Genomic DNA, 12,691 nt, shown 5'->3' with positions numbered 1-12,691 from the left:
GGAATCCCCGGTACGTGGATCCGGAGCTCCCCGCTGTGGGACCGGTGCCGTGCTTCCCCCCGACGCGGCCCCGGTTGTGGGACTCCGCTCGGGGGAGCGGTCAGTCCCCCCGAGCCGCTCCCCCCTTCCAGGCTCCGTACTCGACAGGCGTTGGTGGTCATCGGCCGACGAGTGCGGAGCCCTTTCCGCGTATGAGGGTGCGCGGAAACGCCGAGGGCCCGTCCGGATCTCCGGACGGGCCCTCGGGCTTTCTGGCGGTAGCGGTGGGATTCGAACCCACGGTGGAGTTGCCCCCACACACGCTTTCGAGGCGTGCTCCTTTGGCCGCTCGGACACGCTACCGAGGGGAACTCTACCGGACGGGTGCCCCGGGAACGAAATCCGTATCCCGGCGGGCTCTCCCCGGCGGGATCGCGGGGTTCAGCGGTGGGTGTCGAAGAAGGCGCGCAGCTGCTCGCCGCACTCGTCGGCGAGGACGCCCGGGATCACCTCGGGCCGGTGGTTGAGCCGGCGGTCGCGCATCACGTCGAAGAGCGAGCCGGCCGCGCCGGCCTTCTCGTCGAGGGCGCCGTAGACCACCCGGTCGATCCGGGAGAGCACGATCGCGCCCGCGCACATGGTGCAGGGCTCCAGGGTGACGACCAGGGTGCAGCCGGACAGCCGCCACTCCCCGAGCTTGCCGGCGGCCTCGCGGATGGCGACCACCTCGGCGTGCCCGGTCGGGTCGCCGACGGCCTCGCGCTCGTTGTGGCCGCGGCCGAGGACCTCGCCGTCCGGGCCGAGGACGAGCGCCCCGACCGGGACGTCCCCGGTGGCCGGCGCCAGGGCGGCCTCGGCGATGGCGAGGCGCATCGGCGCCGCCCAGCGGTCACGGACCGGGTCGGGGCGGACGGGGGCGGGCAGCGGCGGGATCGGGCGGGCGGACTGCATGGCATCCAGTGTCGGGCATGGCGGGGGTCCGGCCGTCCGGGCGATGGACACGGCCCGTTACCGGACCGCCTCCAGGACCTCGCCGCAGCCGAGCGCCTCGGCGATCTCGTCGAGGGCGTCGCCGGGCACCGCGCCCTCCCCGCTGAGGGCGAGCAGCTCGTCGGCGGGGAGGCCGAACTCGCTCAGCAGGTGGGCGTCGCCGAGCGGGCCGACCGGGACCCCGGCGCGGCCGTCGGCGTCCTCGTCGTCCTCCTGCTGCGCGTTCTCCTCGTCCTCCTCCAGCTCGGCGACCAGGTCGTCGAGGTCGCCGAACTCGCTCTCGCCGGCCTGGTCGACCAGCTCGTCGGTGAGGACGGAGCCGTAGGAGCTGCGGGCGGCGGCGGCGCCGTCCGAGACGAAGATCCGGGGGTCCTCCTCGCCGTCCACCCGGACGATGGCGAACCAGGCGTCCTCCTGTTCGATGAAGACCAGGACGCTGTCGTCGTCCTGGGCCGCCGCACGGGCCAGGTCGGCCAGGTCGGCGAGGGTCTCGACGTCGTCGAGCTCCGTCTCGCTCACGTCCCAACCGTCCTCGGAGCGAGCAAGCACTGCAGCGAAGTACGCCACCAGGGACACTCCCAAGATCTCGGTCTCGGCTGTCGGCGCGCTCGGGCAACGCGGAACCGGCCGCCCCCGCGCCGGAGCGGCCCGCTGTTCGGACCGCCCCATCGGAATCGTGACAGAAAGCCCGGCTTCGCGGGGGGTGTTCTGCAGCGCGTCTTTGCAGGTCGTGTCGGAAGGGTTGGCCGCCGGACGGTGAACGGCGGGCGGTCCGCAGCGGGACTGTGGAGAAGCGGTGGAGGGCGTGTCAGATCCGGAAGGTTCGCATCCGCATCGCTTCGCGCATCCGGCGCTCCTTGGTCCGGCGCGGCTGGACCCGCTCGCGCAGTTCGCGGGCCTCGGTGAGCTCGCGCAGGAAGACGGCGCGCCGCTTGCGGCGCTCCGCCTCGGTCTCCGGGCGGTCCGGGGGCGGGCCCGACGGGCCGCCCGACGGGACCGGGGCCCCGTTCGCCGAGCCGTCCCCGGGGGTCGGGTTGCTCGTCATACGACGTGACTTTCCCAGAACGGCCCGGTTGATACCACAGGAGGCGGTTCCGTCCGGACATTCTCGGTGCGTCACGGCGCGTCACGGCAGCGTGACCGGCCGGGCGGGCCCGGCGCGCCCGGGGCTGGCACGGCGTGTCGTACGGGCGTCCGGACCCGGGCTAACCTCGATGCATGCGGATCCACGTCGTCGACCACCCCCTGGTCGCCCACAAGCTCTCCACCCTGCGCGACGAGCGCACCGACTCGCCGACCTTCCGTCGCCTGACCGACGAGCTGGTGACCCTCCTCGCGTACGAGGCCACCCGGGACGTCCGCACCGACGAGGTGGAGATCACCACCCCGGTGGCCGTGACCACCGGCACCCGGCTGTCCTACCCGCGCCCGCTGGTGGTGCCGATCCTGCGGGCCGGCCTCGGCATGCTGGACGGCATGACCCGGCTGCTGCCGACCGCCGAGGTCGGCTTCCTCGGCATGGTGCGCAACGAGGAGACCCTGGAGGCCTCCACCTACGCCACCCGGATGCCGGACGACCTCTCCGGCCGCCAGGTGTACGTGCTCGACCCGATGCTGGCCACCGGCGGCACCCTGGTCGCGGCGATCCGGATGCTGATCGAGCGCGGCGCCACCGACGTCACCGCCGTGGTGCTGCTGGCCGCGCCCGAGGGCGTCGCGGTGATGGAGCGCGAGCTGGCCGGTCTGCCGGTCACCGTGGTCACCGCCGCCGTCGACGAGCGGCTGAACGAGAACGGCTACATCGTCCCGGGCCTCGGCGACGCCGGCGACCGGCTGTACGGCACGGCCGGCTGAGCCGTCCCCGGACGGTCCCCGGACGGCCCCTGGGCGGTTCCCGGGCATGACGAGAGCCCCCCGGCAGCGCGCCGGGGGGCTCTCGTCATGCCCGGGGACAGGTGCCGGGGACGGCGGGTCAGCAGCTGCCGGTGGTGGACGGGGCCGGGGTGGGCTTGGTGGCCAGGGCCAGCGCTGCGGCGGCCTGGGTCTCGTCCAGCAGGGTGTTGTAGCTGTCGCCGACCACCACGTCCACGCTGTTGTCGGTGCGGGCGTCCGTGCTGACGGTGGCCCCGGCGATCTGCGAGCTGATCAGGGTCGCGGCGCCGGCGCCGGCCGGACCGGCGATCACCACGGCGGTGCCCGGCACCTTCTTGTCCAGCTCGGCCGGGGCGTTGCCCTTCTTGTCGACGGTGAAGCCGCGCTTGGTGAACTCCTCGGCCGTCCGCCCGGCCAGCCCGGCCTTGGTGGTGGCGTTGAGGACGTTCACCTTGAAGGCGGTCGGCTGCGGGATGGCCTTCGGGTCGCCCGCCGCGCTGGGGGTCGGCTCCGGGGTGGGCGCGGCCAGCGGCTTGCCGGACGGGTCGGCGCAGGCCTGGGCCGCGGCGTGCTTGTTCTTGCCGCTGAAGATGTCCCAGAGCTGCACCCCGCCGAGGCCGATCAGCGCCAGCGCCAGCAGGATGCCGAGCGCGGTGAACACCTTGCGGCTGCGCTTCGGCGGGCGGCCCAGCCGCGGGTAGGAGTTGCCGGTGATCCGGTACTGCTTCCCCTTGAGACCTTGGGGAGTCAACATGCTCACGGTTTGTCTCCCCCTCGTGCCGGGGCGGGGATCGGGTGACGGTCGGGCCGGGCGCGGTGTCGGAGAAACGGGGCCGCGGCCGTAGTCAGCAGATTAGTGCCGTACAGCGGCGAAGGTACTAAACGATCATCATCCGGAGTACGCCGGTACCCGAAAGGGGGTACCCGGGTACGAACGGACCGCCTTCCGGCAGGTCACCGGAAGGCGGCTGGGGGTACGCGGAAGCGGCCCGTCACTCCATTTCGAGGACACGGGCGTGCAGCACCTGGCGCTGCTGCAGCGCGGCGCGGACCGCGCGGTGCAGTCCGTCCTCCAGGTACAGGTCCCCGTGCCACTTCACGACGTGCGCGAAGAGGTCCCCGTAGAAGGTCGAGTCCTCCGCGAGGAGGGTTTCCAGATCCAGTTGGCCCTTGGTGGTCACCAGCTGGTCGAGTCGCACCGGGCGCGGGGCGACGTCCGCCCACTGGCGGGTGCTGGTACGGCCGTGATCCGGGTACGGCCGCCCATTGCCGATGCGCTTGAAGATCACACGGAAAGCCTACCGTTTGGGCGGCGGATGGCGCAGCAGCCGCGACGCCGCCACGCACGCGGGTGCGAGCTGCGGGCGGGGGATTGCGGCTGTTTCATGGGAAATGTCGGGAAAGGTTCCCGCAGGTGCTTCCCGTTCGTCCGGCCCAGGAGGGTGTCCGATGTCCGCTGCCGTTCCGTCCGTGGTGCGGGAGATCGCCGACGGCTACGCCTTCACCGGGCCCGCGCTCGACCTCGGCGCGGTGCTGCTCGACGGCACCGCGTACCCCGACGCGCCGGTGCGGGTGCCGCTCGGGGTGCTGAACCGGCACGGGCTGGTGGCGGGCGCCACCGGCACCGGCAAGACCAAGACCCTCCAGCTGATCGCCGAACAGCTGTCCGCCCAGGGCGTGCCGGTCTTCCTCGCCGACATCAAGGGCGACGTCTCCGGGGTGGCCGCGCCCGGCGCGCCGAGCGAGCGGACCGCCGCCCGGGCCGCCGAGGTCGGCCAGGACTGGCGGGCCGAGGGCTGCCCCGCCGAGTTCTACGCGCTCGGCGGCCTGGGCACCGGCATCCCGCTGCGGGCGACCGTCACCAGCTTCGGCCCGCTGCTGCTGGCCAAGGTGCTGGACCTGAACGAGACCCAGGAGTCCTCGCTCGGCCTGGTCTTCCACTACGCCGACCGCAGCGGCCTGGAGCTGTACGACCTCAAGGACCTCACGGCGGTCATCACCTTCCTCACCTCGCCCGAGGGCAAGGAGGAGCTGAAGGGCATCGGCGGGCTCTCCGCCGCCACCGCCGGGGTGATCCTGCGTTCGCTCACCCTGCTGGAGAACGAGGGGGCCGGGGCGTTCTTCGGCGAGCCGGAGTTCGACACCGCCGAGCTGCTGCGGCGCGCCGAGGACGGGCGGGGCGTCGTCTCGGTGCTGGAGCTGCCCGCGGTGCAGGACCGGCCGCGGCTCTTCTCCACCTTCCTGATGTGGCTGCTCGCCGACCTCTACCAGGAGCTGCCCGAGGTCGGCGACCTCGACCGGCCCAAGCTGGTCTTCTTCTTCGACGAGGCGCACCTGCTGTTCAAGGGCGCGTCCAAGGCCTTCCTGGAGGCGATCACCCAGACCGTGCGGCTGATCCGGTCCAAGGGGGTGGGCATCTTCTTCGTCACCCAGACGCCGAAGGACGTGCCGGCGGACGTCCTGGCGCAGCTCGGCAACCGGGTGCAGCACGCGCTGCGGGCGTTCACCCCGGACGACGCCAAGGCGCTCAAGGCCACCGTCTCGACCTTCCCGAAGTCGCCCGCGTACGACCTGGGGGAGGTGCTGACCTCGCTCGGGACGGGCGAGGCGGTGGTCACGGTGCTGTCCGAGAAGGGCGCGCCGACGCCGGTCGCGGCGACCAGGCTGCGGGCGCCGCGGTCGCTGATGGGGCCGGTCGAGCCGGCCGCGCTGCGGGCGGCGGTGGACGGGTCGGCGCTGGCCGGGCGGTACCGGGACGCGGTCGACCGGGAGTCGGCCTACGAGAAGCTGGCGGCGCGGGCCGCCCGGCCGCAGGCGCAGCCGGTGCCGGTTCCCGCGGAGGAGCCGGCCGCGCCGGAGCCGACGCCCCGGGACGCCCGGGAGGCCCGGGATGCCCCGGAGAAGGAGAGCGGCGGGCTGCTCGGGGCGCTGCTGAGCAACCCGGCGCTCAAGTCCTTCGCCCGGTCCGCCGGGACGCAGCTCGGGCGGGAGATCTCCCGGAGCCTGTTCGGCACGTCCCGGCGGCGGAGGTGAGGTCCGGGCTCAGATGCTGTCGCTGAGCCAGACCCGGCCGGCCGTGATCGGGCGGTCGGCGACCTTGCGGGCCTTCGGGGCGTTGACGCTCCAGCGGTAGCCCGCGAACAGCTTGGTCTCGGCGTCCGCGTAGAAGATCATGTGGCCGTATCCGGCCCCGTCGTGCTCCTTCCAGGCCGAGGTGCCGGCGGTGGTGGGGATCTCCTCGATCCGGGTGTCCGGGAAGGCGCGGAAGAGGTCGGTGGCGGTGCCGCCGAGGTCCGGGTTGCCGTGCGGGTCGCTGGTGCAGTCGATGATCTCGAAGACGTACGGGACCACCGGGCGGTCGAAGACGGCGTCCACGACCGGGTCCGACCAGGTGCCCTTGCGCTGCCGGATCATGACGATGTGCCCGGTGTACGGCTTGGTGTTGTCCTCCTTCGGGTAGTAGTCCAGGGCCACCAGGTCACCGGGGCGCAGGTACACCGGCTTGGTGACGCGGGTGAAGTGCGGGAGCGCGGCCGTGTCGAGGAAGGCCTGCTGGTACTTCTCGGCGGTCGGGTAGGGGTTGGGGTTGGCCGGGTCCTTGATGAAGTACTGCTGGAAGTAGTCCCGGGTCGCCCAGCCGTAGCTGTAGCTCCCCCACGGCAGCGGGGTGCCGGCGGGCACGGTGGGCTGGGTGCCGTAGGCGCGCTGGAGCGCCAGGGTGAGGAACGACGAGCACTGGGAGAGGTTGTAGTACTCCTCCGGGTGGCCGGCGGTGCCCCAGCGGACGGTGGTGTAGACGTCCTCGAACTCGCCGGCGGTCTTGTACCGGTTGGCGTTCTGGTCCCAGGGGCGCAGGCGCAGGTTGTCGATCAGGGCCTCGGCCTCGATCTGGTGCGGCAGCTTGAGGGCGTACGGGCCGGGTGCCGGGGTGGGTGCCGCTGCGGTGGCCGCGGCGGCCTCGGTGCTGCCGGCGGCGGTGGCCAGGGCGGCGGCTCCGGCGGTGCCGGCGGCTCCGGCGAGCAGACGGCGGCGGCTGAACTGCGGTGCGGACATTGGGTTGCTCCCCCTCGTCGGGATGATCACGACTGAGGGGGAGCTTAGGGGCCACATATTGGCATGGCCAGGATCATTCGCTCGGGTGAGCGATCGATTCCGGCCATCGAGCCGCCTGGCAGCTTCAGGACAGCGCGGCGCCGATCCGGTCCAGCGAGGAGAGCCGCATCAGCCCGTAGTTGTAGAACTCGACCTCCGGCACGCCCAGCTCGCGCAGGACCCCGATCTTGGCCGCGAGGTTGGCCGGACTGTCGCAGTCCGAGGCCATCGGGCGCAGGATCACCGCCATCTCCTGCGGCCGCACCCCGTGCAGGGCGAAGGCGGCGATCTTCTCCCGGACCGCCTCCGGGGTGCGCGCGTACCCGAGCGTCTCGATCTGGTGCGCCGCCTTGGCCAGCCCCGGCAGGTCGATCCCGGACAGCCAGCCGGTGCCCGGGCCGCCGCCGTCCATGAAGGTCAGCCGCATGCCGTGCCCGGCCGCCTCCTCGGCGAGCTCGGCCGCCAGCGAGGTCACCGTCACGGCGGAGGCGTCCACGTAGGCGGCGAGCGCGCCGCCGGCCAGCTCGTCCAGCGCGGCCGGCTCGGCGGCCGCCGCGTCGTCGGCCAGCCGGCGGCGCAGCTCGGCGCGGACCGCCGCGGCCACCTCGTCGGCCGGGACTCCCGCGCGGACGGCGGCGGCCCGGCAGTGCGCGCAGAAGCAGAGCCCGAGCAGCGCCTCCGCGGCCGGGCCCAGCTCCTCGAAGTAGCGCTCGTGGTGGTAACCGTGGCGCAGGCCGTGGAAGTGCAGCGACTCGGCCCGGATCGCGTCCACGCCGTACCGGGCCAGCTCGCCGACCAGGGAGCGGGCGTACGCGCGGACCTCCGGGTGGGCCGGGCACAGCTCGGTGAGGTGCCGGTCGCCGAAGGCGTTGGCGGGCGCGCAGTCCGGGTGCTCGAAGCCCAGGCGGTCGTTGTGGCAGAAAACCGTCCACGCGTGCAGCTTCAGGCCACGCCGGCGGGCCTCCTCGGCGGCCTCGGCGAAGGGGTCGCGGTCGCCGATCGCGGTGGACGGCACGGGCCGTAGCCGCCGACCGGACCAGCGGGCCGGGTCGGGGCGGAAGTAGGCGGCGCCCGGCTCCAGGTAGCGGATCACCCGGTGCGGGTTGTGCGGGAAGACGTCGCGGGCCTCGTGGTAGACGGAGGCGAGGGTGACGCCGCCGACCCCGGCGCGGTCGGTGAGGTTGCCGAAGAAGGTGTCGGCGCCCTCGTCGATGAGGTCGGTGGCGAAGGCGAGGACGGACGACTCCACGGTGCGGCTCCGGAGCAGGGGGCGGGGTGCCCACTCACGCTAACCGCAGCGGCGGGGATGGTCTATACCAACCGGGCCGTCCGGGCTCAGATGCCCAGGTCGTCGAGCTCCTTGAGCAGGGCGGCGCCCGGGCTGGGGGCGGTGCTGCCGTTCCCGGGGGCGGCCGGCGCGGCGGGCGCGGCGGCCGCGGCCTTCGGGGCGCGGTCGCGCAGCAGCCAGGCGCCGGCCAGTCCGCCGATCAGCCCGCCGAGGTGGCCCAGCCAGCTGACGCCCTGCGCGGTCGGCAGCACCCCCAGCAGGAGGTAGGAGTAGAGCACGGCGACCACCACGCCGATCGCCGCGTCCAGCAGGTTGCGGTCGAAGATCCCGCGCAGCACCACGTAGCCGAAGTAGCCGTAGACCACGCCGCTGGCGCCCGCCGTGACGGCGTCCGGCCGCTCGAAGAACCAGACCGTCAGACCGCTGGCGACCACGATCAGCACCGTCGCCAGCAGGAACCGCTTCATGCCCCGGTACGCGGCCAGGAAGCCGAACGCGAACAGCGGCCAGGAGTTGGCCTGGATGTGGTCCCAACCGAAGTGCAGCAGCGGCATGGTGAGCATGTCCGGCAGCTCGTCGACCCGGCCCGAGCTCATCCCGTACTCGTAGGAGAGCCGGTAGTCGTCGAGCCAGTTCGCCACCTGGACCGCCCAGATGACGGCCAGGGCGCCGAGCATCGTGAGCAGGGCGACGCGGGAGTCACGCAGCAGTCGGGCGAATCGCGGGGCCATGCCCCCGACTGTAGGGCCGGGGCGGTGGATCGGTCACCCCACTAAGGTGAATCGTGTCGTCTTCCGTCGTCGTTCCCGTTCCCGCCTTGCCGAGAGGTGACCCGCCATGACTGTGCGTCCGCCGCTGCCCTACGAGTTCCTGCCGAAGGTGCCGTCCTTCCCGCTGACCAGCGAGGACATCAGCGAAGGCGGCACGCTGGCCGAGGAGTTCGTCCACGGCGGGGCCAACCGCTCGCCGCAGCTGGCCTGGTCGGGGCTGCCCGAGGGCACCCGCTCGATCGCCGTCACCTGCTACGACCCGGACGCCCCGACCGGCTCCGGCTGGTGGCACTGGCTCGCCCTCAACCTGCCGGCCGACACCGCCGGGCTGGAGCGCGGCGCGGGTGCCTCCGACGCGGACCTGCCGGGCGAGCGCTCGTTCCACGCCCGCAACGACTTCCCCGGCAACAAGTACGACGGCGCCGCCCCGCCGCCCGGCCCGGCCCACCGCTACGCCTTCGCCGTCCACGCCCTCGACGTGGACGCGCTGGACGTCGCGGCCGACACCCCGCCCGCCCAGGTCGGCTTCCACATCACCTTCCACACCCTGGCCCGGGCCGTGCTCACCGCCGAGTACGGCGTCTGACCGGTCCCCTCGCGCCGCCGCCCGCCCTCCCGGTGGGCGGCGGCCGTTCAGTTCCCGGGCCCGGCGGCGCGGGCGGCCCGGTCGGCGAGGGCGCGCAGGTGGGCGTGCATCTCGGGCGGTGAGTGGACCTCGAAGTCGCAGCCGAGCATGAGCAGGCGCATGGCGAGCCATTCCAGCGAGTCGGCGCGCGAGCGGAAGCGGCAGCTGTGCTCGTCGATCGGCTCGACCACGGAGTCGCCGTTGCGGCTCAGCCAGCGTTCGACCTCGGCGGCGGGCAGCCGGAGGGTGGCGTCCAGGGTGAAGGTGGGCGAGAGGCGGCGGAGTTTGGCCGCCACGTAGGCGGCCGCGTCCTCGGCGGGGAGCGGGCGGGGGGTGAACCGGGCGCCGGTGGCGAAGGGTTCGGCGATCCGGTCCACCCGGAAGAGCCGCCAGTCGTCCCGGTCGAGGTCGAAGCCCACCAGGTACCAGCGGCGGCCGGCCGAGACCAGCCGCTCCGGTTCGACCTGGCGGCGGGTCTCGGCGCCGTCGCCGGCCCGGTAGCCGAAGCGCAGGCGCTCGCGGTTGGCGACCGCGTTGGCCAGCACGGTGAGGTCCTCCGGGTCGACGGTCGGGCCGTCGCCGCTGAGCAGCGGCAGGGTGGCCTTGTCCAGGGCGGCGACCCGGTGGCGCAGCCGGCCCGGGAGCACCTGGAGTAGCTTGCCGAGGGCGCGGACCGAGGCCTCCTCGATGCCGACCACGGCGTGTCCGGCCGCCGCCCGCAGGCCGACCGCGATGGCCACCGCCTCCTCGTCGTCCAGCAGCAGCGGCGGCATCGCGGTCCCCGCGACCAGCCGGTAGCCGCCGACCGGGCCCATGCTGGCCTCGACCGGGTAGCCGAGCTCGCGGAGCCGGTCGATGTCGCGGCGGATGGTGCGGGGGCTGACCTGGAGCCGGTCGGCGAGCTCGCTGCCGGGCCACTCGCGCGGCGTCTGGAGGAGGGAGAGCAGGCTGAGGAGTCGTGCCGGGGTGTCGGTCATGACAGCAAGGGTGCCGGAAGTCCAGGACAGGACCTGACCTACACGGCTCCTATCTTCGTCGACGTGCTGAGGAACGGCGACGAGGAGCGTGGCATGACTGGGATGGGTGGAGGCACCGGTGCGGTGTCGGACCGGCGGAGGTGGATCGCGCTGGCGATCGTGATGACGGCCTCCTTCATGGACCTGGTGGACGTCACGATCGTGAACATCGCGATCCCGAGCATCCAGGAGTCGACGGGGGCGTCGTTCTCCGCCGTGCAGTGGGTGACCGGCGGGTACGCGCTGGCCTTCGCGATCGGGCTGATCACCGGTGGCCGGCTGGGTGACATCCACGGCCGGAAGCGGCTGTTCCTGATCGGGATGGCCGGGTTCACGCTGGCCTCGGCGCTCTGCGGGCTGGCCAACGGCCCGGAGATGCTGGTGGCGATGCGGATCCTGCAGGGCGGGACGGCGGCCCTGATGGTCCCGCAGGTGCTGTCGATCGTGCACGCGACCTTCCCGGCGGAGGAGCGCGGCAAGGTGTTCGGCCTGTACGGCGCGGTGGTCGGGCTGGGCGCGGTCACCGGTCCGATGATCGGTGCGGTGCTGACGGAGTGGGACCTCTTCGGGCTCGGCTGGCGCCCGATCTTCCTGATCAACCTGCCGGTCGGGATCGCCGGCCTGCTGCTCGGCCGGGTCTTCATCGGCGAGTCGAAGGCCGAACGGGCGCTCAGGCTCGACCTGCCGGGCGTGCTGCTGGCCAGCGCCGGCCTGCTGATGCTGATCTACCCGCTGACCCACGGCCGGGAGGCCGGCTGGCCGCTCTGGGGCCACCTGATGATGGCCGGGAGCCTGCCGGTGTTCGCGCTGTTCGTCGCCTACGAGCGGGTGAAGGCGCGGCGGGACGGCTCGCCGCTGGTCGAGCTGTCGCTGTTCCGGGTCAAGTCCTTCGCGGCGGGCATCGGCGTCCAGCTCACCTTCGGCGTGGTCTCCGGGATCTTCTTCCTGGTCTGGACGCTCTACATGCAGCTGGGCCTCGGCTGGAGCCCGCTGAAGGCCGGCGCGACCGGCATCCCGTTCTCGCTCGCGGTCTCGACGGCGGCCGGCCTCTCGGTGCAGCAGCTGGTGCCCCGGTTCGGGCGCAAGGTGCTCCAGGCGGGGGCGCTGGTGATGGCGGCGGGCGTGCTGCTCTACGTCTGGGAGGCCGAGCGGTACGGCACCGGCATCGCGCCCTGGCAGATGGCGCTGCCGCTGGTGGTGATGGGCGTCGGGATGGGGCTGATCGTCGCGCCGATCACCGACGCGGTGCTGGCGGAGGTGCCGCGGGAGCACGCCGGGTCGGCGTCCGGGCTGATCAACACGGTGAACCAGGTGGGCCTGGCGCTGGGCCTCGGGCTGGTCTCGGTGGCGTTCTTCGGCGCGCTGCCGGCGGGGGAGGCGCTGTCCGGCGCGCTGGTGGTGGCGGCGTTCACGCGCTCGATGTGGTGGGTGATGGGGGTGCTGGTGGTGGTGTTCCTGCTGATGTTCGCGCTGCCGGGCCGGCGGCCGGCGACGGTGGCGGCGGCTGGCGCGGGCAGTGCGGGGGGCGCTGTCAGGGAGGGCGAGCGGGAGCCCGTGCTGGTCTGATCGGCTGATCGTTTGATGGTTCGAGTGGTTCGAGTGGTTTGACGGTGGGCCCCGGTCGCGGCGTGTGCGCGGCCGGGGCTCGCGCGTGGCCGCTGCCGTGGCGGGTCGCTCGGGCGTGGCGGGCGGTGCGGGTGGCTTGGGCGGTGCGGGTGGTGTCGTCGGTTCAGCCGGCGGCGCGGCGGTAGCTGCCGCCGTCCTTGGTCCGGAGCAGGTGGCGGGCCTCGATCAGGTAGCGGCGCAGGGCCGGGAAGTCGTCGTGGACCGTCCGCAGCACCTCGTTGACCTCGCGCTCGGAGTAGGGGCGGTCCGGCTCGAACAGGGTGCGGGCGAGGTGGTCGAGCAGCTGCTCGCGGCGGGCCGTCTTGCGCGGGACGGCGATCAGCCGGCCCTCGGGGGAGAACAGCGCGGACACGGCCTGGACGGTCGGGGATTCGGTCATGCGTCGAGCGTCGTACGCGGAGCGGTGGCCCGGCAATGGAATTTAGTCCTCCGA

At 73.2% G+C, this 12,691-nt stretch carries 14 protein-coding genes and 1 tRNA gene; 4 read left to right on the top strand and 11 right to left on the bottom strand.

Going from position 1 to position 12,691, the window contains the following annotated elements; all coding sequences use genetic code 11:
- Positions 1–252: 252 nt before the first annotated feature.
- The 4 genes from AB0N76_RS15995 to AB0N76_RS15980 all read right to left on the bottom strand — a co-directional run bounded on the left by AB0N76_RS15995 (position 253) and on the right by AB0N76_RS15980 (position 2,014).
- Positions 253–342, bottom strand: a tRNA-Ser gene (locus AB0N76_RS15995).
- A gap of 78 nt (positions 343–420) precedes the next feature.
- Entirely contained in the window at positions 421–930 is a 510-nt protein-coding gene (tadA, locus tag AB0N76_RS15990; protein WP_363557398.1) for a tRNA adenosine(34) deaminase TadA, read from the bottom strand.
- Between the two features lie 57 nt (positions 931–987).
- Complete coding sequence (locus AB0N76_RS15985) at positions 988–1,536, bottom strand: hypothetical protein (RefSeq protein WP_363557396.1); 549 nt, start codon at positions 1,534–1,536, stop codon at positions 988–990.
- Between the two features lie 241 nt (positions 1,537–1,777).
- Positions 1,778–2,014 carry a hypothetical protein gene (locus tag AB0N76_RS15980; protein ID WP_363557394.1) on the bottom strand — a complete coding sequence of 79 codons (237 nt, stop codon included), beginning with the start codon at positions 2,012–2,014 and terminating at the stop codon, positions 1,778–1,780.
- Positions 2,015–2,187: 173 nt separating this feature from the next.
- On the opposite strand from AB0N76_RS15980, the gene upp reads away from it, so the two are divergent.
- Positions 2,188–2,823 carry a uracil phosphoribosyltransferase gene (upp, locus tag AB0N76_RS15975; protein WP_350541577.1) on the top strand — a complete coding sequence of 212 codons (636 nt, stop codon included), beginning with the start codon at positions 2,188–2,190 and terminating at the stop codon, positions 2,821–2,823.
- Between the two features lie 118 nt (positions 2,824–2,941).
- On the opposite strand, the gene AB0N76_RS15970 is transcribed toward upp, so the two are convergent.
- Positions 2,942–3,595: a LytR C-terminal domain-containing protein gene (locus tag AB0N76_RS15970; RefSeq protein WP_363557430.1), complete on the bottom strand. Its 654-nt coding sequence runs from the start codon at positions 3,593–3,595 to the stop codon at positions 2,942–2,944.
- A 238-nt stretch (positions 3,596–3,833) separates the two neighbouring features.
- Positions 3,834–4,130: a type II toxin-antitoxin system VapB family antitoxin gene (locus AB0N76_RS15965; protein ID WP_030061387.1), complete on the bottom strand. Its 297-nt coding sequence runs from the start codon at positions 4,128–4,130 to the stop codon at positions 3,834–3,836.
- A gap of 160 nt (positions 4,131–4,290) precedes the next feature.
- Between AB0N76_RS15965 and AB0N76_RS15960 the strand changes: the two genes are divergently transcribed.
- Positions 4,291–5,874 carry a helicase HerA-like domain-containing protein gene (locus AB0N76_RS15960; RefSeq protein ID WP_363557392.1) on the top strand — a complete coding sequence of 528 codons (1,584 nt, stop codon included), beginning with the start codon at positions 4,291–4,293 and terminating at the stop codon, positions 5,872–5,874.
- 9 nt (positions 5,875–5,883) lie between these two features.
- On the opposite strand, the gene AB0N76_RS15955 is transcribed toward AB0N76_RS15960, so the two are convergent.
- The 3 genes from AB0N76_RS15955 to AB0N76_RS15945 all read right to left on the bottom strand — a co-directional run bounded on the left by AB0N76_RS15955 (position 5,884) and on the right by AB0N76_RS15945 (position 8,952).
- Complete coding sequence (locus AB0N76_RS15955; protein WP_363557390.1) at positions 5,884–6,894, bottom strand: hypothetical protein; 1,011 nt, start codon at positions 6,892–6,894, stop codon at positions 5,884–5,886.
- Between the two features lie 124 nt (positions 6,895–7,018).
- Positions 7,019–8,182 carry a hypothetical protein gene (locus AB0N76_RS15950; protein ID WP_363557388.1) on the bottom strand — a complete coding sequence of 388 codons (1,164 nt, stop codon included), beginning with the start codon at positions 8,180–8,182 and terminating at the stop codon, positions 7,019–7,021.
- A gap of 86 nt (positions 8,183–8,268) precedes the next feature.
- Positions 8,269–8,952 carry a rhomboid family intramembrane serine protease gene (locus AB0N76_RS15945; RefSeq protein ID WP_363557386.1) on the bottom strand — a complete coding sequence of 228 codons (684 nt, stop codon included), beginning with the start codon at positions 8,950–8,952 and terminating at the stop codon, positions 8,269–8,271.
- A gap of 106 nt (positions 8,953–9,058) precedes the next feature.
- Here AB0N76_RS15945 and AB0N76_RS15940 point away from each other — a divergent pair, with 106 nt between their 5' ends.
- Complete coding sequence (locus AB0N76_RS15940) at positions 9,059–9,577, top strand: YbhB/YbcL family Raf kinase inhibitor-like protein (RefSeq protein WP_363557384.1); 519 nt, start codon at positions 9,059–9,061, stop codon at positions 9,575–9,577.
- A 47-nt stretch (positions 9,578–9,624) separates the two neighbouring features.
- Here AB0N76_RS15940 and AB0N76_RS15935 read toward each other — a convergent pair whose 3' ends face one another.
- On the bottom strand, positions 9,625–10,593 hold the full coding sequence (locus tag AB0N76_RS15935) for a YafY family protein (protein WP_363557383.1): 969 nt from the start codon (positions 10,591–10,593) through the stop codon (positions 9,625–9,627).
- A 93-nt stretch (positions 10,594–10,686) separates the two neighbouring features.
- Here AB0N76_RS15935 and AB0N76_RS15930 point away from each other — a divergent pair, with 93 nt between their 5' ends.
- Entirely contained in the window at positions 10,687–12,198 is a 1,512-nt protein-coding gene (locus AB0N76_RS15930) for an MFS transporter (protein ID WP_363557381.1), read from the top strand.
- Positions 12,199–12,361: 163 nt separating this feature from the next.
- Here AB0N76_RS15930 and AB0N76_RS15925 read toward each other — a convergent pair whose 3' ends face one another.
- Positions 12,362–12,637, bottom strand: coding sequence for a DUF2087 domain-containing protein (locus tag AB0N76_RS15925; RefSeq protein WP_363557379.1), 276 nt, complete (start codon positions 12,635–12,637; stop codon positions 12,362–12,364).
- Between the last annotated feature and the right edge of the window lie 54 nt (positions 12,638–12,691).

Source organism: Kitasatospora sp. NPDC093806, assembly GCF_040683335.1.
Classification (GTDB): Bacteria; Actinomycetota; Actinomycetes; order Streptomycetales; family Streptomycetaceae; genus Kitasatospora.
This window is presented reverse-complemented; position numbering and strand designations above follow the sequence as displayed.

Excerpts from the sequence above, each read along its gene's own strand:
- AB0N76_RS15970 (WP_363557430.1), bottom strand. The coding sequence starts at position 3,595 with ATGTTGACTCCCCAAGGTCTCAAGGGGAAGCAGTACCGGATCACCGGC.
- AB0N76_RS15980 (WP_363557394.1), bottom strand. The coding sequence starts at position 2,014 with ATGACGAGCAACCCGACCCCCGGGGACGGCTCGGCGAACGGGGCCCCG.
- AB0N76_RS15940 (WP_363557384.1), top strand. The coding sequence starts at position 9,059 with ATGACTGTGCGTCCGCCGCTGCCCTACGAGTTCCTGCCGAAGGTGCCG.
- tadA (WP_363557398.1), bottom strand. The coding sequence starts at position 930 with ATGCAGTCCGCCCGCCCGATCCCGCCGCTGCCCGCCCCCGTCCGCCCC.
- AB0N76_RS15925 (WP_363557379.1), bottom strand. The coding sequence starts at position 12,637 with ATGACCGAATCCCCGACCGTCCAGGCCGTGTCCGCGCTGTTCTCCCCC.
- AB0N76_RS15960 (WP_363557392.1), top strand. The coding sequence starts at position 4,291 with ATGTCCGCTGCCGTTCCGTCCGTGGTGCGGGAGATCGCCGACGGCTAC.
- AB0N76_RS15930 (WP_363557381.1), top strand. The coding sequence starts at position 10,687 with ATGACTGGGATGGGTGGAGGCACCGGTGCGGTGTCGGACCGGCGGAGG.
- upp (WP_350541577.1), top strand. The coding sequence starts at position 2,188 with ATGCGGATCCACGTCGTCGACCACCCCCTGGTCGCCCACAAGCTCTCC.
- AB0N76_RS15945 (WP_363557386.1), bottom strand. The coding sequence starts at position 8,952 with ATGGCCCCGCGATTCGCCCGACTGCTGCGTGACTCCCGCGTCGCCCTG.
- AB0N76_RS15935 (WP_363557383.1), bottom strand. The coding sequence starts at position 10,593 with ATGACCGACACCCCGGCACGACTCCTCAGCCTGCTCTCCCTCCTCCAG.
- AB0N76_RS15955 (WP_363557390.1), bottom strand. The coding sequence starts at position 6,894 with ATGTCCGCACCGCAGTTCAGCCGCCGCCGTCTGCTCGCCGGAGCCGCC.